We start from the raw sequence: 20,662 nt of genomic DNA, 5'->3' as shown, positions 1-20,662 counted from the left end.
ATGCCTTTAGCTAAAAAAATAAAAGACTTAGCTAAAAAATACCACCAAGATGTGGTTAAATGGCGACAGCATTTACATGCAACACCAGAATTGTCTTTTCAAGAATTTGAAACCTCAAAATTTATTCAGCAAGTTTTAAAAAACCATCATATTTCTTTTAGCACAATGGCTAAAACGGGCGTGGTGGCATTAATAAAAGGGACAAATGCTGACAAAAAATGTATAGCTTTAAGAGGAGATATAGATGCTTTGCCCATAATAGAGCAAAACTCCTTTGCCTACAAATCTAAAAATGAAGGCATTATGCACGCTTGTGGGCATGATTTTCATACTTCCAGTTTATTGGGAACAGCTTTAATTTTAAATGAACTAAAAAGTGAATTTGAAGGAACATTTAAAATAATTTTTCAGCCTTCTGAAGAAAAAATACCAAGTGGAGCACCTGCCATGATAGCCGAAGGAGTTTTAGAAAATCCTAAAGTAGATTACATAATAGGTCAACATGTTTCTCCCGAGCTAAAAACGGGGACATTTGGTTTTAAAGCCGGAAAATTTATGGCTTCTGCCGATGAAATTTATATGACCATTAAAGGAAAAGGCGGACACGCTGCTCGTCCACACGAAACCATAGACAGCGTACTAACAGCAAGCCAAATAATAGTTAATTTGCAGCAAGTAGTTAGCCGAAAAACCAATCCTTTTGACACGATAGTACTCTCTTTTGGAAAAATAGAAGGTAAAGGAGCTACCAATGTACTGCCCGATGAAGTAAAAATAGAAGGTACACTACGTGCTATGAACGAAACACTTCGTTTTGAAGCTCATAAATGGATAAAAGAGATAGCCCAAAATACAGCTAAAGCCAGTGGTGCTTCTTGTGATGTAAATATAGTGGTAGGTTATCCTTGCGTAGAAAACAATGAAGAATTTACCCATAAACTAATTTTTGAAGCCAACAATTATTTAGGCAAAGAAAACGTGATAGATATACCACAACGTATGGGAGCAGAAGATTTTGGGTATTACAGTCAAAAAGTGCCATCTTGTTTTTACAGAGTAGGCACAGGCAATGAAAACAAAAAAACAACGTTTGGTTTACACACCAGCCATTTTAATGTAGATGATGATGCCTTGCAGCACAGCATCGGTTTAATGGCTTGGCTGGCAATTAATAGTTAAAAAAGTTATAATTAAATTGAAACTAACAAAAACGACTACTGCTAAAGAAATAGCTACAAAATACCGTATTAAACTTATTGGAAATGAAAATGCCGTAATAGGTAGCATTAATGAAATTCATAAGTTGGAAAATGATAGCATTACTTTTGTTGACCACCCCAAATACTACAATAAAGTAATTAACAGCATAGCTAAAGTTATTATCATAAATAAAGAAGTAGATTGCCCAAAAGGGAAAGCACTTTTAGTTATAGAAAATCCTTTTGAACTATACAACACTTTGGCGTTAAACGCCCGACCTTTTTTGCGTTCTTCGTCAAGTGTTTCTTCTACGGCACAAATAGGAGAAGATACCATAATACAGCCTAATGTTTTTGTAGGCAAACATGTTAAAATAGGAAAGAATTGTATTATTCATCCTAATGTAACTATTTATAATTATACAGAAATAGGCAATAATGTTATTATACATTCTAATACTACCGTAGGTAGCGATGCTTTTTACTTACATAAAAAAGGCAAGGAATATGAAAAAATGCACACTATTGGCAGAACAATAATAGAAGATAATGTAGAAATAGGTTCTTCATGTACTATAGATAGTGGCGTTTCGGGCAATACCATAATTGGAAGAGGAACTAAAATAGATAGTCAAGTGCACATAGCACACGGAGTGGTGGTAGGCAAAAATTGCTTATTGTGTGCTCAAGTTGCCATAGCAGGGAAATCTATAATAGAAGATGATGTTATTCTTTATGGTAAAGTGGGTATTTCTAAAGATGTTACCATAGGAAAAGGAGCGGTACTTTTAGCTTCCTCTAATGTAGATAAAAATTTAGAAGGTGGCAAAATTTACTATGGCTCTCCGGCCATAGAAGCACGCAAAAAATGGAAAGAAATGGCTACTATGCGTATGCTTCCGGAAATTTGGAATAAACTCCAACTGAAAGACAAATAATAGAAAAATCTATTTTTCTACTATTATTTTGTGAGTAAGGCTATACTGCTCAGTTCTAACTTGTACCATATACACACCTTTAGCTGTTCCGCTAATATCTATTAAAGTCTTTGTGTCATTTATTTTTTGGGTTTCTAAAATAGCTTTTCCCATTACATCATATATTGCAATAGTATAATTTTTAACACTATTATTAACATCAACATAAAATTTTCCAAAATTTGGATTGGGATAAACATCAAATTTGATAGGATTTTCTATTACTTCTGCAATATTAGTATAAGTTGTATCTGTATTAAAAGGCGTATTGCTTTTAGAAATAACATAAGAAGACACAATTAAATGCGGATTAAAACCTTGGTCGCAGTTATTGCAGGTTACTCCGGTAACACAATCAGGGTGGTTAGGATGGCATAAATCTATATAATTTTCATCAAAAATATAGTTGAGCTGCACAGGAGATGAGTTTATAAACGGTGTCATATTATAATCAAACCATTGTGCTATAGCCCCTGGGCACCAGCCAGCACGGTCGTAATACCAAGTTCCGTTTTGAGGGCTACAATTATCAGGATTTGGATTACAGTCATACCAGTTATGTTGCGAAAAAGTTTCATTTCCATTAACCCAAATATGATGTGTATCTTCATGAAATTCTGCCGCATTTCCCGTATTATAATTTACATCCCACCCATGCCCAGTAGAAATTAATTTTAGTTTTGAAGCTAAGGTATTGGCATCATAATCAAAATTATAAGTTTCACAAGGTTGCAAATCGGCATAATCGCCAAAATTGTAGGTGTCGTTCCACAATTTATCTATTTTGCTATACACATAATCGGGAGTTCCTTCTTTATAATCAAGATTTAAAGAATACTGGAAACCAAGACCTTGTGTAGAATAATTTACCCTAAATTTTACTTTTCCTTGTAGTAAAGACATAAAATCGGTTAAATCTATTTGATGGTTGCAGGGCACGCCATAAGGAGTTATGTATCTTATTATTTGATACCACTCACCATTATGTCCTTGTGCTTCTACATTAGCCAGAAAATCCCATTCATCGCAACCTTGGGGCGTACAAGCCACATCTAATAATCCTATAATGCTATCAAAAGCACCCACATAGCAAGGGAGTGTAGCTTCTGCTTCTTGTGGACCAACACCTGCATTTATTAAAATACTATTAAAAGCATCTATATTAATATCGGCATTAGGATTTACTACTTCAAAAGTTACAGATTCAGTATAGCTGGCTCCATAGTTATTTTTAGCTATTACATCAAAAGTGTACGTGCCATAAGCCGGAGGTGTCCACCAGCCTGTGTAATGTAAGTTATCCCAATATTTCACTCCAACGTTTTCGCCATTAACTTCAAATTTCACATCTCCTACACTTAATATATCTGAGTAAGAAATATCTATTACAGCGGCTAACTCAATAGGCGACAAAGTTCGGGCATAAACATAACCACTTAAAGGATTTCTGATATCTACTGAAGCAAAAACCGTTGAAGCATCAATCGCTTCAAAAGAAGATTGGACAGGCTCGGCAGCAAAGAAAGAACCGTTACCCGCTTGATTGGCTTCTACAACCACAGTACCCGAAGTACCTGTTAAAGTTAAAGTATTGCCCGAAACAGTAGCCGGCCCCGAAATTATAGAATAAGAAACCGGAAGACCGGAAGTGGTAACAGCATTTAAAGCAAAAGGAGCATCATTTACCTCTTTATTGGCTAACTGAGGAAAACTAATAGCTTGAACATAAGGCTCTAATGTGCCTCCAAAATTTGAAGTGCTATCTTGCATAGCCATATTGTTTATTAGTCCATCTCTTGCTCCATTTCCTATTTCATTTTTAAGATGAGTAATAGAAGTATTATTGCCAAATGGATAACCTTGGTTGCATTTAAAATATAGCTCTAATCCTGTTTCGTTTCCTACTGGTTCATTGCTAATCATATAAGTAATGTCTGATAGAGTTAAGGCTTTAGACCAAAGTGTTACTTCATCTGCTCTGCCGGGATAAACAAAATTAAATCCCGAAATTAAACTTTTACCTATTCCAAAAGGTTTGTCAGTAGATTGAAATACTCCGCTGGCATTGGTAGAACCCAATAAATTGCCATCAATATATACTTTAAAAGTGCTGCCGTCATATACAAAAGCATAATGTTGCCATTGCTCAGCTATTACGGTGCTATCTGCACCTACCACTTGAAATAATCCACCACTTGTATTAATTCGGCATTCTAAACCTCCGTTTCCCAACTGAAGCAAATAAATTTGTCCACTTCCATTGCCTTCTCCTCTAATGCCCATCATGCCGGCTCCGTACTGTAGCTTATCTGCATAAAACCAGCCCGTCATAGAAAAAGCACTAAGCCCATTTATATATTGTGCTCCATTTTCTACAGAAATATAGTCATTTTGCCCGTCAAAGTGAATATATTGGTTGCTTTGACCAAAGAGAATTATTGAAAATAATGAAATTACAATTGAAGTATATATTTTTTTCATACTGTAAAATTTTGTGTAAAGTTATTAAAAACAAATCAATTCCATGAAACACTTACTTTTCCTATACTTTTTCTACTTTCTAAATAATTGTGTGCTTCTGCCAATTGATTTATAGAAAATATTTTTGCTACGGTAGGATTTAAAATTTCTTTTTCTACATCTCTTACTACATTATCTAAACTTCTTTTTAAGGTAAAAGGTCTATTATCTGCTATGCGAAGCATATTTACGCCTATCATGGCTTGGCTTTTTAGCATAAACTGTACAGGATGATAAAATCCAAAACCTAATCCTACACCAATTTTCCCAAAAATAGACGTGCCCGTCATAGAAGAAGCTCCAAATAATAATATTCTACCACCCGAAGCTAATAATTTATATCCTTTTTTGGCATTACTGCCACCAATAGGGTCAAAAATAGCATCAAGTTTTTCATCGCCTAAAATTTTTGCTACTTCTACATCAAAATCATTTTTTCTGTAATTAATAGGATGCTGTACACCCATATTTTTTAAATATTCCATTTTTTCTTCCGAGCCTGCTGTTGCAAATATTTCACAGCCTCTGTTTGCCGCCATTTGCACTAATGCCGTACCTACACCTCCTGCCGCAGCGTGAATAAGCACTTTATCGCCTTCAAATAAATTCATCATTTGGTTAAAACAATAATCTGCTGTGCAGTACTGGGTAGTTAAGGCGGTGGCTTTTCCTAAGGGATAATCATTAGCTATTTTGGCACAAGCTCTATAATCTGTAACTGCATATTCTGCATAACCACCAAAACGAGTCATGGAGGTTACTCGGTCGCCTTTTTTTACATTACTAACATCTTTTCCTGTTTCCACTACTTCGCCTACCACATCATAACCTAAAATAGCCGGCAAAGGAGGACAATCTTGATAATTGCCTTGCCGTGCCATTATATCGGCAAAATTTAAGCCAAATCCTTCTACTTTTATTAAAACTTCATTGCTTTTAATAGTAGGCATTTCTACTTCACGTATTTCAAAAGCTTCTTCTGCTTTGCCAAATTTGGTTAATACTGCTGCTTTCATAAAAAATTATTTTGTGTAAAAATAGTAATAGTAAACCTTTTTTGCCGAATAAGTGTTGAGTTTAAAAAAATAATAAGATGAATAAAGCACAAACAGTTATCCAAAACATTAAAGAAAGAAGAACCATTAAACCAGAGCAATGCAGTAATGAAAAAATACCCGATGCTGATGTTTGGACAATATTAGAATGTGCTAACTGGGCTCCAACCCATGGATATACAGAACCTTGGCGTTTTGTAGTTTTTACAGATGAGGGAAAACACACTATAAGTAAAGCTCATGCCGATATGTATAAAAATAATGCTCCTGCCGATAAGTTTAAACAAGTTAAATACAACGGATTAATAGAAAGAGCAAAAAGCACTTCGCATATTATAGCCATTATAAATAAAAGAGGTGCAAATGCTCACATACCTAAAATAGAAGAAATAGAAGCTACAGCTATGGCAGTACAAAATATGCAATTAGCAGCTAGTGCTATGGGATATGCCGCATATATTCATAGTGGGGGAATGACTTTTACTGATGAAATGAAAAACTATTTGGGATTTGAAGCAGAAGATGATGTTTTAGGATTTTTATACTTAGGTGTTCCTAACGAAGAAATAAAACCCGGGCGTAGAATAACACCCATACAAGACAAAGTAAAGTGGATAGATAAATAGTTATCTTTGCCACAATTATGAAACAATATATTGCCAAAACATTATTTGGTTTAGAAGAAGTATGTGCTAAAGAATTAGCCAATTTAGGCGCCTCAAATGTTCAGGTATTAAACAGAGCTATTTCATTAGAATGTGATGATGAAACATTGTACAAAATACATTTATACAGTGCATTAAGTTTAAGAATAATACAGCCATTTTATACTTTTTCTGCCCAAAATGAAGATGATTTGTACAGAAAATGCTACGAGTTTGATTGGTCAAAATTTATGAGTGTAGATGACACTTTTAAAATTGATTCCATTGTACATTCTTCGGTTTTTAAGCACTCAAAATATGCAGCATTAAGAGTAAAAGATGCTATCTGCGATTTTTTTAGAAAGCAAGACAACAAACGCCCAAATGTAGATGTGAGAAAGCCAAATTTTATTTTCTCATTAAACATAAGAGAGAATGATATTCAATTAGCAATAGATGCTTCGGGCGACAGTTTATTTAAAAGAGGATATAAATTAGAAGGCGGGCAGGCTCCTTTAAACGAAGTGCTGGCAGCAGGCGTTATTGCTTTATCGGAGTGGGACGGGAAAATGCCATTTTTTGATGGCATGACAGGCTCTGGGACTTTGGTTATAGAAGCTTTATTTAAAGCAACTAACAAGCCTGTGGGAATTGATAGAGCAGATTTTGGTTTTATGAATTGGCCCAATTTTGATGAAAAATTATGGAAAAAAGTATATGCCGATGCCAATAAAGCAATATTGAATGAATATCCAAATGTGAAAGGAATAGAAATAGACCATAAAACATTTCAAATAGCAAAAGAAAATATGGTGCGAGCCGGATTTATGCCTATTCATCATTTAGAGCAAGGAGATTTTTTTAAATATAAACCTAAAGAAAATCAAGGAGTTGTGGTTTTAAATCCGCCTTATGACGAAAGAATAAAAAGTGATGACATCATACAATTATACAAAGAAATAGGCAATCATTTAAAACAAAATTTTGAAGGTTGGACGGCTTGGATAATTTCCGGAAATGTAGAAGCCAGAAAACACATAGGCTTAAAAACAAGCCAAAAAATAAAGCTGTTTAACGGCAAAATAGAAACACGTTTATTAAAATTTGAATTGTATTAGATTTTAACAAAATATTCTATAAATTTTTGAAAAAAAAGTTGTAACTATACAGCATAAAAGTTCGTATAACTTTTTAAGTAGTTTTAATAATTAGGTAAACCATTTTGTGTGTGTAAGTGTGTGTGTACTTTTTATTTAGACAACAATAATGTAATTATTGATGTGGAGGATTATTATGATTTAAAAATCAATGATAATGAGTTTGTTGGTCTAAATTTCTTTAAAACTTTTGATATAAATATCTCGTCAAAAGTTAAAACTTATCTTTCTGATAACAGTATAAGCACGTATATCATTCATCAAGATTTTAATGTAAACAAAACAAACCTAAGAGGCTTTTATTTAGTACAAAATAACGTTAACCACCTTTTTAACGAAGTTAGCTTTTATCATCATGACACTGAATACTTAAAACTTTTACCCCGAAACAAGAAATACCTTTATTTAAACTGCCAAAGCGTTTATACCTTACCAAGTGTACAGGAAATTATAGATGAAAAAGCAAAAACAGAGGAAAGATTAATAGATTTCATTAATGCTATTGAAGATAAATCTATAACTGTAGATGAAGAACAATTTAAAGTTTCTAAAAATGTAGAGTTAAAAAAGGAAGTGTTTTCATTTACCTTAAAAAATAATACGGGGTCTGTATATGAGTTAGAAAGTAATATTCTTAAAAGTAAAAATAGCGATAAAGAAAACACGCCTGCGGTATCTTTTGCTAAAATTCAGAGCCAAAAAAGAAATGTAGAAATACAAACTACAAATCATGCTTATGAAACTACAAGCCAGCAAATTTTAGATAGTAGTTCAAGCTATATTTATGTGTATGATTTAATTGAAAAAAGAATAACTTATTCAAACTTTAAGCATAGGAAATATTTGGGTTACTATGAAGATGAGTGGAACACTTTTGATTTAGAAGAAAGTAGCAACCCCAGCATACAAGAGTTAAAAATCAAAGCACTTAAACTTAATGGAGAAGAAAAAATAGATGCCGATGTTAATTATTTTTCTGCCATAGAAAGTAAATCGTATTGGCTAAATGTATGCAAAAAGGTATTTAAGAGAGATGCCGAAGGCAATCCTACGCAAATAATTACTTTTACCAACGATATAACCGCAGAGGTAGGACAAAGAAAATTTTATAAAACAGCCTATGAATACAAAAATGCGTTAATAAATGCCATACCGGAAATAGTGTTGGTAGTAAATACAGAAGGCTTTTATTTGAACGTATTTAAAGGAAATAACACAACAGATTACAGACCTAATATGGATATAGTAGGAAAACATGTAACAGATGTTTTGCCTGAAAAAGAAGCCGCTATTGTGTTAGAAAAATTAAGAAACGCTATTAGTAAACAAGAAACCGTTCAGTTTTATATAGATAGAGAGCTAAATGGGAAAGTTTTTCGCTTAAACAACAGTTGCTCGCCTATAGATAAAGAAAAAGCAATAGTAATTGTAAAAAATGAAACAGAATATTTTGAAACCAAAAAAGCTTTAGAAGAGAGTAACAATAAACTCGTAGAAAAAAACAATAAACTTGAGGAGTATCTTGAAAAAAATAATAAGTTAGAGCGTTTTGCCTATATTCTTTCGCATGATTTTAAAGAGCCAATGAGAAGCATAAGTGGCTTTTCTGAACTTTTACAGAAAAAACATGCCGAAAAATTTGATGAAGAGAGTATGCAGTATATAAAATTCATTAATACAGGCATAAACAATATGAATAAAATGTTAGACGGTATTATTCAATACTCTCAGCTTGATGAAGAACAATTTTCTTATGAAGAAATAGACTTAGCTCAAATAATAGACAATGTAAAATTGCGGTTGAAAAACATATTTGAAGACAACAAAGCCGAAATAGCTGTTGTATCTAAACTGCCGGTGGCTAAGTGCAATAAAAAGCAAATGATTACAGTTTTTGAAAATTTAATTACTAATTCAATTCAAAACACAGTAGAAAAGCCTAAAATAAAAATAGATAGTAGCAAGCAGAAAAACAACTATTTAATAGAAGTTAGCGATAACGGAATAGGAATAGAAGAAAGCAAAAATGAAGAAGTATTCAAAATGTTTAAAAAATTAGGCAATACTAATAATAGCGGCATGGGGTTAGCTATTTGCAAAAAGATAATTGAAAATCATGGTGGGGAAATATGGGTAGATAAAAACCAAGAAAGCAACGGTACTACTATAAAATTTACTATTCCTGCTTAATACCAATTGCTAACCCAAAATAGTTTAAACTATTTTGGATTTTACAATGGTATTTTTTATCGGAAAGTAAAGAGTTTTAATCTATTAAAATAGTAGAAGTTTTTTTCTTTTTTAGCTCTACATAAAAATATTCATCTGAATATCCGAAACAGCTGTTAGGTTCTGCATAAAAATCTCCGGCATTTTCTATTAAATCACTAAACAAGCCTTTTTCTAATTCTATTTCAAAAGATTTTGTGCTGTTGGCATTCACTATACCTAAATACTCTCCACTTGAACTGCTACCCTGAAAAAAGTTATAATCGCAGTTGTTTTGGTTAACTACTTCTACTGTAGCTATTTTTTTGCATGATGTTAGTGCTACGGCTATTGCCATAAATACCAATAAAAATTTAATATTTTTCATAATTGTAAAATTTATAGTTATTAAAATCTCTCTAAGTTACTAAAAAAGAAATTACCTTCTATGGCTGCGTTTTCATCGCTGTCGCTACCATGAACCGCATTTCTTCCTATATTTTCTGCAAATCTTTTACGTATAGTTCCTTCTGCTGCTTCTGCCGGATTAGTAGCACCTATTAAAGTTCTAAAATCTGCTACGGCATTATTTTTTTCTAATATAGCTGCATAAATAGGACCTTCTGTCATAAATTCTACCAACTCGCCATAAAAGGGACGCTCAGCATGTACTGCATAAAAAGCTTTAGCTTGATCTATAGTCAATTTAGTATATTTTAATGCTACAACTTTAAATCCACCTTTAAGTATTTGGTCTAAAATTGCACCTGCGTGCCCTGCTGCGGTAGCATCAGGTTTAATCATTGTAAAAGTTCTGTTTGTTGCCATTATTTTATTCTTTTTTTAAAATTGAAGTGCAAAGGTAAGGCTAATAACTAAAAGAAAAAAGAACTATTTGTTTGTTAATGAAAATTAATATTGCTACTAAATTATGCTATTTTTAAAAGTTTTATAATCTTTCCTCTTATAACTATAGCCTCTTTCTTTTGTGTTTCAAGGTTTTCTACACATCTATTTTTATTCTACCTCAAAATTTACTTTCCTCTTCCTCTAATTAATGTAATTAAGGTGTAAAGAAATATTTTAAAATCTAAGCCTAAAGAGCGTTTTTCTATATAAATAATATCGTATTTCAAACGCTGTATCATTTCATCTACATTTTGAGCATAGCCAAATTTAACCATTCCTAAAGATGTAAGTCCTGGTCTTACACGCTGTAGGTGTTTCACTTCTGGAGCTTTTTCACTCATTAAGTCTATGTAATATTTTCTTTCGGGGCGTGGTCCTATTAAACTCATATCGCCTTTTAGTACATTCCAAAACTGTGGCAACTCGTCTATACGCCACTTACGCATAAATTTGCCCAAAGGTGTTATTCTTTCATCATTATCGGCAGAAAGTGCAGGACCATTAGGCTCGGCATCTTCTTTCATAGATCTAAATTTATACATCCTAAACATTTCACCACCCTTGCCCACTCTTAGCTGAGAATAAAATATAGAACCTTTATCTGTTACCTTAATTGTTAATGCTATTATTATAAAAAATGGAAATAAAATAATTAATGCTACAGAAGAAATTACAACATCTAACAGTCGCTTTATGTTTTGCTGCCATAAAGGCATCGCATCGGGGAAAATATCAATTAACGGAGCACCTATTACTTCTCGCATATTTACCGAACCCGATAAAATATCGTACAAATCGGGTATAATTCTAATAAACACAGCTAAAGACGACAAAGAAATTATAATTTTATTAATAAATAAATGTTCTTTTGTTTCTACAGCTATTATTACATCTTCTATATTGTATTTTATGCAAATTTCTTCTAAAGAGGCTAAATTTCCTAAAAAAGGAAGTCCTTCTGCATTTATAACGCCTCCATTTATTCCTACCACACCTTTAATATCGTAGCCATAAACCAACGGGTTTCTATTAAAATCGTCAAAAAATTGCTTGGCTTTATATTTACTTCCTACAATTACGGCATTAGTTAAAATTTCTCCTTTAGCCATTTTATGCTTTATAAATGTCAATAAAATAAGCCGACAAACTGTAGTGAAAAAAAACTGTGCTACCAATAAAAATGAAAATGTAGCATAGTATTTTGTGTAGTTTCCCACTTGGTCGTCTAATAATAAAACGAAAAAAATAGCTAATACGCCTATTAACGATTGCCAAAATGTTTTATAAACCACTCTTAATCTTGACTGCCTATAAACTTTATGATACTGCCCTGTAAAAGCATACCATATTACCCACATTATAGGCAAAATTATAATGGCATAAATAAAATTATCATCGCCTAAAATTTGATAGATATCTAAAGGAAAATTTTCTACATATTTTTTTCTAAATGAAAAAAACAATATCCAAACTAAAATAGCTACAAACCAATCAAAAAATTGGAAAAGAAAAACATATTTTTTGTTTTTTTGAAACATTAAAACGTTAATACTTTAAAGTTATCAATATAAACATCTGAGCTACTAACATCTGTATATTTGCTTGACTGAATAAAGAAAACATAAGCGTCTGCATTCAAATTAACAAGCAAGGTAGTAATATCTTGGTATAAATATGTCCAATCTGAAGTGTTGGTAAAAATTTGTATGTACGTTTCTGGTGAAACAACTCCATTATTTACAGCTTTTACACCTATAGCAAAATCGTTAGTATATTTTGTTTGTAGTTCTATATACGTTCTGCCAGAAGGGGGAAGTTGATAAGACGAGCTGGATAATAAAGACACCGAGCTATTTGTATTATCAAGATGTATATGCAAGCATCTACCGTCTATATTGTTGGTATCTCCGGTGGCAGTTCTATCGGAAGTAGAAAAAATATTTCCCGATTCAAAATTTTCGTTTATTATAAAACCTACATCTTCATAATACTCAAATTGAGGTGTAATTTTAAGCGTGTCTTTCAGTTTAAAATTAACATTGGCTGTATATGGTTTATATGCCGGATAAATTTCTCTGTTAAAATAATCGCCATTTACATAAACACCGGCATTTATTATTATTTCTCTATTTCCCTGTACTAAAGCGGGCACTATGGTAGGAAATTCAAAAGTGCCTATTTCTTCTCCTTCGCTTTCTATCCAAAGTGTGTTAATGCCGTTTTGATTGCTTCCTTGAGCAGCATTTGTGTTTAAAATAACACTATCTATCTGTACATAACTGGGCACACCTCCATTAGGCGATTTCTCGCAAGAATTTAAAATAACAAGTAATAAAAAAAGGTAAAAAATAGTTTGTTTCATACAGTCTTTTGCTTAACAAACGACAAATTTAACTAAATAATATTCAAGCGTTGAATTTTATCTAAAACTCCGTAAGCAACTTCCATGGCTTTTAATCCGTCCATGGCGGTAACTTCCGGAATTTTATTTTGATAAATACTTTGTGCAAAGTATTCCAACTCCATTTTTATAGCGTTTGTAGGCTCTATTTTAGGCGTGTCAAAATGGATGTATTTTTTTTTGTTATTTGCCATTTCAAGCTCAAATGTATTATGCTCGCTGGGTTGCTCGTTGTATAGTTTAAAAATCTCTGTTTTCTTTTCTAAAAAATCTATGGTAACATAAGCATCTCTTTGAAAAACCCGAGTTTTTCTCATATTTTTTATAGATAATCGGCTGGCGGTAACATTGGCTACGCAGCCATTATCAAATTCAATACGGGCATTGGCTATATCTGGCGAATCGCTAATAATAGGTACGCCACTGGCATGTATTTTCTTTACATTGGTTTTTACCAGTTTTAAAATAATATCTATGTCATGAATCATTAAATCATGAATAACAGAAACATCTGTACCCCGCGGGTTAAACTGAGCCAGGCGATGCGTTTCTATAAACATGGGATTAAAATCGTAATTTTTTACGGCTAAAAATGCCGGATTAAAACGCTCTACATGTCCTACTTGAGCTTTTATACCTGCTTCTTTTATAAGTTCTACTAAGCTGTATGCTTCTTCTAAAGTAGAAGTCATAGGTTTTTCTATAAAAATATGTTTCCCTTTTCTTATTGCCATTTTAGCACATTCAAAATGAGAAATGGTGGTGGTAACTATATCAATAGCATCGCAGGCGGCTATAAGTTCTTCAATATCGGTAAAGCGTTTTACTTCGTATTTTTCTTCAGTTTTAAAGGCATTAGTATCGTTTGGGTCGTAAAAACCAACTAATTCTAAAGTTTCTATTTCTTTAATTAGCCTAATATGAATTTTGCCCAAATGCCCTGCTCCTAAAACGCCTATTTTTAACATATTGTTTTTTAAATTGATGCTTTTATAGCATATTACAAAGTGCTAATTTAAGTGCTACGCCATACAAAATTTAACAATAAGCTATAAGGCTTTCCAAAAACAGCTGTGAAGTGGATATTAATATAGACAATAAGCCCGTCTATATCTTTATTTAAAAGCGAAAATTATAATTTTGCGACAATTCGTAAAGATACCTATGAAGTATTTTACATTAACTTTTCTTTAGAAGAAAAGTTACAAAAGAATCGCACTAAGTTTTCAGCGACCCATTATAACCTCAACTCCTAAAAATTAAAAACTCATCACTCCGTTCTTCAAACAGTTTAATTTTTTACGGAGTTTTCGGTTAATGGGTGTCCCGCTTGCAAACTTAAGGTGCACTTTTTACCTGACCTTAATCAAAAATACGTTAAGAAATGATGTAAAACAGACATCCAAAATGAATGAAATTATAAAACAGTAAACAGACAAATTAGTATGCTCCTAAAAGTGAAAATACTTTAGGAAAAATGAAGTTGAGCATACATTAATTTGTCCTCGTCTGTTTTATAGCATTTTAGTGTTTTTGATTACAGTCTTGATTTTTTGTTACTTTTGTATCAAGACAAAAGTGAAAGACCACAAACTGTAATTCAAATTACTTAAACGCTCCAAGATGCTTCTTAAAGCATAAATTATTGGTGTAATAACGGATAGTCATAAATTTTGCTAAATGAAATTACTAAGAGTTTTTAACCGAGAGTTAAATAAGACAGCCGTTGAAGCAGATAAATTGCCGATGGAAAAATACATGAAAAACAATTTTAAGTTTTATGGTGTACGGTCGCCAGTACGTAAAAATGTTTTTAAGCAAGTAATGAAAAACTACGAGTTACCTTCTGCTGAAGAATATAAATTTGTTGTTTTAAAAATGATGCAACACCCCAAAAGAGAAATGAACTACTGCGGTATAGATTTGGCTATTAAATGCCAGAAAAAGTACAGTAATATTATTGATTTAGATTACATTTCTACTTTAATAGTAACGCGTTCTTGGTGGGATAGTGTAGATAGTATTGCTCCTAATTTATTGGGCAATTATCTACTAAATTATCCTGAAATGATTCCGAAATTTCTGAAAGAGTATAAAGCGAGTAGCAATATTTGGTTGTACAGAAGTTGTATCTTATTTCAGTTAAAATATAAAGACAAAACAGATGCCGATTTACTTTTTAAAATATGTACACATTTTAAAGACAGCAAAGAGTTTTTTGTTCAAAAAGCCATAGGCTGGGCTTTAAGAGAATATGCTAAAACAGATACCGATGCCACTTACCGTTTTGTAGATACCACTAATTTAGCACCGCTTAGCAAAAAAGAGGCTTGCAAGCACAGAAAATAAACAGTACTACCCTGTTTTTATAGTTTTTCAAAAAATTGTTTAAAACAAATTATCCCAATATTACCTTTAAAACATCTAAACTTTTTACACCTTTAAAGTTCTCAATATGAAATTGTAAGTATTGAAGTAAAATTTCCAATACTTTTGCTCGTTCTTTGCCATTTTTTAAGGCTGTTTTATTGCTTAAAACTTGACTTAAAAGCAATGAATCCTCTTTATTTAGGGTATAATTTTTATTTTCGTAGCTTTCAAAGCTACCATCTTTCATGTTGAAATACGCTTCATTTTTTGAGTAATTACAACTGGGATAAACTCCCAAAAATTTCATTAGTTCTACTACAAATTCTATATGAAAATTTGAATTAAACGGGTTTTTATCTAATGCTATTAATTGCTTTTTAACCATTTCATATAGTTGTTCATCATCTTGGTGGTCGTGCAAGCACTTACTTAAAAGTTCTATAGCAAACTGCAATACAGAAGATTTTTTTATATCGTACAAATTGCTTTCATAAATATAGCCCAATTTATACTCCCTAAAATAATGCATACTTTTATGCTCTTGGTAGTTCATGATAAACTGTAGTATAATTCCGGGTTGAAACCATCCGGCTTTTCCCTTAGCCTTAGCACTACGCACTCCTTTTTCTAAGAAAGTAAGTACCCCATATTTTGGCGTAAAAACTTTAACAATTAAGCTACTTTCTTTAAATTTTAAAGCATTGAGTATTATTCCTTCTTCATGCACAAGCATTGTACAAATGTATGAGTAAAGTGCGATTTATATCACAAAAAACTTTGTATAATTGAAAAATAAACAAGTACCTTTGCACCTTAAAAACAAAAAGACATGAAAAAATTAAATTTATTATTGTTGGCTACGGCTTCTTTTGGTTTCTTTTTTACAGCTTGTAATTCAGGAAACGAAGCTCCAGCTACAGAAGAAACAGCTACTACAGAAGAAGTAGTAGTGGAAGAAACACCAGCGGCCGAAGAAGCTACTGCTGAAACTGTTAAAATAGAAATTAACTCAAACGACCAAATGAAATATGATAGGGACGAGTTGAGAGTGCCGGCAGGTTCTACAGTAGAACTAACACTACACCACACTGGTACTATGGCTATTAATGTTATGGGACACAATGTGGTAATACTAAAACAAGGTGTTGATATGGCAGATTTTGCTACTGCGGCTATGACAGCTAAAGATAATGATTATATACCCGCAGATAGAGTAGGAGATGTAATAGCACATACCAAAACTATAGGTGGTGGCGAAAGTGCTACAGTTACTTTTGAAGCTCCAGAAGCCGGAACTTACGATTTTATGTGTAGTTTCCCTGGTCATTATAGTGTTATGAAAGGTAAATTTATTGTAGAATAAACCTTATTTCTAAAGATAAATAACAAAAGAGGCTTCAACATTGTTGAAGCCTCTTTTGTATTATGACAATTATCATACTAAACTAAGTTAAAAATCATCTGAATTAGCTAATAATGGTAGTAACTTTATACTATTAAATAAACAAAAACTATAAAAAATGAAAAAAAGAACTCCCGTTTCAAAAATTATGACAAGTAATGTAACTTCTGTTAATGTAACAAACTCTTTAAGAGAAGTTTATAATTTAATTAAAGAAAAAAATATTAATCATGTACCCGTAGTAAAAGGAGATGAAATAATAGGATTGCTTACCGATTCTGATTTTGATAAGATAAGCTATATGTCAGCCGATGATAAATCAAATTTATCAATATTTGATGCACTAACTATAGAGCAAGTTATGACAAAAAATATAAAAACCGTACAGCAGGAAGATTTAATTGTAGATGTAGCTAATATATTAGCCCACAGTCATTTTCATGCATTACCTGTTTTAGACGGCAAAAAATTAGTAGGTATTGTTACCACTACTGATTTACTTAAATTTTTAGTTGACCAATATTAGTAGTTTATCCCATAACTATACTAATATGAGTAAGCCTCAGCATTTTGCTGAGGCTTACTTTATAATAAATTTTTCCGTTTTTATTAAAGCGTTATTTGTATAAATCTTTATTAAATAAGTGCCTTTACTAAGCCCGGTTAAACTTAAATGAGTTTTTGCCGTAGTCAATATTTTTTCTCCACCAATATTATATACTTCACTATATAATAAATCCTTTCCTGTATGTTCAATATTAATATAGCCATTTGCAGGATTAGGATATATGCTAATGTTTTTATTTTCTACAGTGTTAATAGCCGTGGGTGTATTTTTATATTGGTATAACACCTGTGTGTTCCCATTAAAGCTCTCTGCCGAAATAAAATAAGCATTTTGACTATTACAAATTCCCTCAGTTTGAAAAGACGAGTTGGGCGGAAGTATAATATTTTCAATCTCAAAAGAGCTAAAAGAATCAAATGTGCTGTTTACTTCATTTAAGATGCAAAGGAAGGAATATCCTAACAAAACCATTTGTTGCTTAGCTTCATTATATACGGCATCAGTTGTTAACCCTTCAGTGGAAACACTGTCTTTTAAATAAGCGGTACTGATGCCTTCATTTTTAGATAAAGAATAAATATAAGTTTTAAAATTGCCCCAGTTTTTAGTAAAAATATAAAGTGAATCATCTAAAGCTACTATAGCTTCCGCATCAAAATTGTGTGAATTAGAGGGTGTGAAATCGGTTTGATTTTCATAAGAAAACTGTATGGTGTCGGCAACTAACGAGTCTGTTTGAACAAAATTAGAAATAGACACTTTGTATATTCTCAAATTTGTACGTGAGCCATTATTGTTTCCAAAATCTGCGATATAGACAAAATTATTATCTGCTGTTAATGCCTCCCAATCTATATTAGTGGCATTGGTTATATATTTTCTGCTTAAAACAGAGCCATTTATGGTATCTAATTCATAAACTATTGCTTCCCCTCCGGAATCATTTAAGGTGTATATTTTCCCATTTAAGTTAAGTAATCCAGAAGTTTCGTTTACTTCATTGTCTAAATATGTTTTTATGCTTATCTCTTGAGCTTTTACTAAATAGGCTAAAAAACTAAACGTCAGTAATATTTGAAATTTCATAAAAGATATTTTGTTTTAAAAGTTGCATTTACAAAACCATTTTCTATAGCTTTATCAGAGTTTAAAATTACATTTTTTGGGCGTTTAGCCAGCATTTTTACATCGCTTTGCCATCCTTTTTTCAGCAGAGAAACATCTAAATGATGTTTTTGAGCAATAGCTACACCTAATTCAAATCTACTTAAAGCTATGTTTCCGCCTAAATTATAAATACCGCCATTCCATTGCAAAGCTTTTTCTACGGCAAGGCATAAATCTTCTACCGCTATTACACTGCGTATTTCGTCTGTAAATAGTGTTTGTGTTTTCTTTTCGTTTAAATTATTTACTAAAGCTTTTTCATATCCTCCATTTTCGCCTATTACTAATGCAAAACGTAAGATGACAGCTTTAGGGTAAATAGATAAAATTTCTTTTTCGGCTTGTAGTTTTTGTTTGCCATAAACATTAAGTGGTTGAGCCATTTCATTTTCAGTATAAATTGCCTTAGTGCCACAATAAACTTGATCGCTTGATGCAAAAACAAAAGGAATATTATTAGCAAAAGCATAAGTTGCTAATTTTACCGAAGCATCAACATTTATACGGTGTGTTTCAGTTTTGTTTGTTTCACATTCATTTACATTGCTTTGTGCGGCCAAATGAATAATAGCATCTATTTTATTGTTTATTGCTTTTTCGGTATTAAAATCTGTTGCTAAGTTTAGTATTATATCTTTTGGGTTGTTAGTAGCATTTCTGCTTAAACCTATTATTTCGTGCTTTTTTCCTAAATGCTTTTTTACATTTTTACCTATAAATCCTGTGTGTCCGGTTAGTAATATTTTTTTCATAAGAATAGTTGAGCTGTTTACTTTTTAATTAAGTAGCTTTGCTAAAATAAAACAAATTATGGCAATAATAAAACCATTTAAAGCGTACAGACCACAAAAAGGAATAGCAGATAAATTAGCATCTTTTCCTTATGACGTATTAAATAGTGATGAAGCAAGAACATTAGCTAAAGATAATGAATATTCTTTTTTAAGAATTAATAAGCCTGAGATAGATTTACCTATAGAAACAGACCATTACGCTAAGGAAGTTTACGAAAAAGGCAAGGAAAATTTAGAGGCTTTTATTGAAAAAAAATGGTTGCAGCAAGACGAAAAGCCAATGTTGTATATCTATCAGCAGCAAATGGGCAAGCACGTGCAAAATGGCTTGGTGGCGTGTAGTTCAATAGATGATTATTTTAACGATGTAATTAAAAAACATGAATATACCCGCCCTGTAAAAGAAAACGATAGAATAGAGCACATGTACACGGCTAAAGCTCATTTGGGTCCTGTTTTTTTAGCTTATAAACCTATAAAACAGTTAGATGAAATGATTAATAACTGGATAGAAAAGCATGAAACTGAAAACGATTTTACCAGTACAGACGGTATATCGCATAGAACGTGGGTAATAGATGATGAAATGACTATAAAACAGATAGTTTCTATTTTTGAAGGGCAAGTGCCTTATACTTATGTAGCAGATGGGCATCACCGCTCGGCAGCTTCTGCTAAAGTAGGCAAGAAACTTAGAGAAGAAAAAGGAAGTTTTACTGGACATGAAGATTTTAATTACTTCCTTTCGGTTTTGTTTCCTGCCGACCAGCTTATGATAATTGACTACAACAGAGTAGTTAAAGATTTATTGCCAGATATTTCTACAGAGGAGTTTTTAACGGCTTTATTGGCAAATTTTACCGTAAAACCGGAAAAAGAGCAGGTAAGACCTTCTGTTCCCGGAGAGTTTGGTTTGTATATAGATAAACAATGGTATAGATTAATAGCCGATAAAAGTTTATACAGCACCAACGATCCCGTAGAAAAACTGGATATTAGTATTTTAAGTAATTATGTTATCAATCCCTTATTAGGCATAGAAGACCAACGCACCGATGACCGCATAGATTTTGTGGGTGGAATAAGAGGTTTAGCCGAACTGGAAAAAAGAGTAGATAGCGGAGAAATGAGATTAGCTTTTGCCATACCGCCTGTTACTATGGAACAACTAATGAAAGTAGCCGACAGCGGAAACGTAATGCCACCAAAAAGCACTTGGTTTGAACCAAAGCTACGTAGTGGTTTGTTTGTACATAAGTTTTAAGGGTTTTTTTAAAGAAACTATAGATAC

At 32.3% G+C, this 20,662-nt stretch carries 19 protein-coding genes; 9 read left to right on the top strand and 10 right to left on the bottom strand.

The window, feature by feature from the left end; all coding sequences use genetic code 11:
* On the top strand, nt 1-1,179 hold the full coding sequence (locus tag H6578_05635) for an amidohydrolase (protein ID MCB9226633.1): 1,179 nt from the start codon (nt 1-3) through the stop codon (nt 1,177-1,179).
* 16 nt (nt 1,180-1,195) lie between these two features.
* Nucleotides 1,196-2,137 (top strand): UDP-3-O-(3-hydroxymyristoyl)glucosamine N-acyltransferase, encoded by a 942-nt coding sequence (locus H6578_05630; protein MCB9226632.1) that lies wholly within the window; start codon nt 1,196-1,198, stop codon nt 2,135-2,137.
* A gap of 9 nt (nt 2,138-2,146) precedes the next feature.
* On the opposite strand, the gene H6578_05625 is transcribed toward H6578_05630, so the two are convergent.
* Together H6578_05625 and H6578_05620 are read right to left on the bottom strand one after the other, a co-directional pair.
* The gene (locus H6578_05625; GenBank protein ID MCB9226631.1) at nt 2,147-4,657 is read right to left on the bottom strand and encodes a T9SS type A sorting domain-containing protein; all 2,511 of its coding nucleotides are present in this window, start codon (nt 4,655-4,657) and stop codon (nt 2,147-2,149) included.
* Between the two features lie 35 nt (nt 4,658-4,692).
* On the bottom strand, nt 4,693-5,712 hold the full coding sequence (locus H6578_05620; protein ID MCB9226630.1) for a zinc-binding dehydrogenase: 1,020 nt from the start codon (nt 5,710-5,712) through the stop codon (nt 4,693-4,695).
* Between the two features lie 77 nt (nt 5,713-5,789).
* Between H6578_05620 and H6578_05615 the strand changes: the two genes are divergently transcribed.
* From H6578_05615 to H6578_05605, 3 genes are all read left to right on the top strand, one after another.
* Entirely contained in the window at nt 5,790-6,377 is a 588-nt protein-coding gene (locus H6578_05615) for a nitroreductase (protein MCB9226629.1), read from the top strand.
* Nucleotides 6,378-6,394: 17 nt separating this feature from the next.
* Nucleotides 6,395-7,513 (top strand): hypothetical protein, encoded by a 1,119-nt coding sequence (locus H6578_05610; GenBank protein MCB9226628.1) that lies wholly within the window; start codon nt 6,395-6,397, stop codon nt 7,511-7,513.
* 108 nt (nt 7,514-7,621) lie between these two features.
* On the top strand, nt 7,622-9,742 hold the full coding sequence (locus tag H6578_05605) for a hypothetical protein (GenBank protein ID MCB9226627.1): 2,121 nt from the start codon (nt 7,622-7,624) through the stop codon (nt 9,740-9,742).
* 76 nt (nt 9,743-9,818) lie between these two features.
* On the opposite strand, the gene H6578_05600 is transcribed toward H6578_05605, so the two are convergent.
* From H6578_05600 to H6578_05580, 5 genes are all read right to left on the bottom strand, one after another.
* Nucleotides 9,819-10,148, bottom strand: coding sequence for a hypothetical protein (locus H6578_05600; GenBank protein ID MCB9226626.1), 330 nt, complete (start codon nt 10,146-10,148; stop codon nt 9,819-9,821).
* 20 nt (nt 10,149-10,168) lie between these two features.
* Nucleotides 10,169-10,588: a nucleoside-diphosphate kinase gene (locus tag H6578_05595; GenBank protein MCB9226625.1), complete on the bottom strand. Its 420-nt coding sequence runs from the start codon at nt 10,586-10,588 to the stop codon at nt 10,169-10,171.
* A gap of 206 nt (nt 10,589-10,794) precedes the next feature.
* Nucleotides 10,795-12,207 carry a sugar transferase gene (locus tag H6578_05590; GenBank protein MCB9226624.1) on the bottom strand — a complete coding sequence of 471 codons (1,413 nt, stop codon included), beginning with the start codon at nt 12,205-12,207 and terminating at the stop codon, nt 10,795-10,797.
* Nucleotides 12,207-13,031, bottom strand: coding sequence for a hypothetical protein (locus H6578_05585; protein ID MCB9226623.1), 825 nt, complete (start codon nt 13,029-13,031; stop codon nt 12,207-12,209). The genes H6578_05590 and H6578_05585 overlap by 1 nt, the downstream gene beginning before the upstream one ends.
* Nucleotides 13,032-13,063: 32 nt before the next feature.
* A complete protein-coding gene (locus tag H6578_05580; protein MCB9226622.1) occupies nt 13,064-14,038 on the bottom strand; it encodes a Gfo/Idh/MocA family oxidoreductase in 975 nt (324 codons plus the stop codon).
* 712 nt (nt 14,039-14,750) lie between these two features.
* Here H6578_05580 and H6578_05575 point away from each other — a divergent pair.
* Complete coding sequence (locus H6578_05575) at nt 14,751-15,419, top strand: DNA alkylation repair protein (protein MCB9226621.1); 669 nt, start codon at nt 14,751-14,753, stop codon at nt 15,417-15,419.
* 49 nt (nt 15,420-15,468) lie between these two features.
* Here H6578_05575 and recO read toward each other — a convergent pair whose 3' ends face one another.
* Nucleotides 15,469-16,173, bottom strand: a complete 705-nt coding sequence (gene recO / locus H6578_05570) for a DNA repair protein RecO (GenBank protein MCB9226620.1) — start codon at nt 16,171-16,173, stop codon at nt 15,469-15,471.
* A gap of 96 nt (nt 16,174-16,269) precedes the next feature.
* Here recO and azu point away from each other — a divergent pair, with 96 nt between their 5' ends.
* Both azu and H6578_05560 read left to right on the top strand, forming a co-directional pair.
* A complete protein-coding gene (gene azu / locus H6578_05565) occupies nt 16,270-16,803 on the top strand; it encodes an azurin (GenBank protein MCB9226619.1) in 534 nt (177 codons plus the stop codon).
* Nucleotides 16,804-16,960: 157 nt separating this feature from the next.
* Nucleotides 16,961-17,368, top strand: a complete 408-nt coding sequence (locus tag H6578_05560) for a CBS domain-containing protein (GenBank protein ID MCB9226618.1) — start codon at nt 16,961-16,963, stop codon at nt 17,366-17,368.
* A 54-nt stretch (nt 17,369-17,422) separates the two neighbouring features.
* On the opposite strand, the gene H6578_05555 is transcribed toward H6578_05560, so the two are convergent.
* Nucleotides 17,423-18,496 (bottom strand): T9SS type A sorting domain-containing protein, encoded by a 1,074-nt coding sequence (locus H6578_05555; GenBank protein ID MCB9226617.1) that lies wholly within the window; start codon nt 18,494-18,496, stop codon nt 17,423-17,425.
* Nucleotides 18,493-19,329, bottom strand: coding sequence for a sugar nucleotide-binding protein (locus H6578_05550; GenBank protein MCB9226616.1), 837 nt, complete (start codon nt 19,327-19,329; stop codon nt 18,493-18,495). The genes H6578_05555 and H6578_05550 overlap by 4 nt, the downstream gene beginning before the upstream one ends.
* A 58-nt stretch (nt 19,330-19,387) precedes the next feature.
* Between H6578_05550 and H6578_05545 the strand changes: the two genes are divergently transcribed.
* Entirely contained in the window at nt 19,388-20,635 is a 1,248-nt protein-coding gene (locus tag H6578_05545) for a DUF1015 domain-containing protein (GenBank protein ID MCB9226615.1), read from the top strand.
* Nucleotides 20,636-20,662 lie beyond the last annotated feature (27 nt).

It is taken from the genome of Chitinophagales bacterium, assembly GCA_020635995.1.
Lineage (GTDB): Bacteria > Bacteroidota > Bacteroidia > Chitinophagales > UBA8649 > JAFMKE01.
The sequence above is the reverse complement of the archived record's forward strand: the minus strand, read 5'-3'. Positions and strand labels throughout refer to the sequence as shown.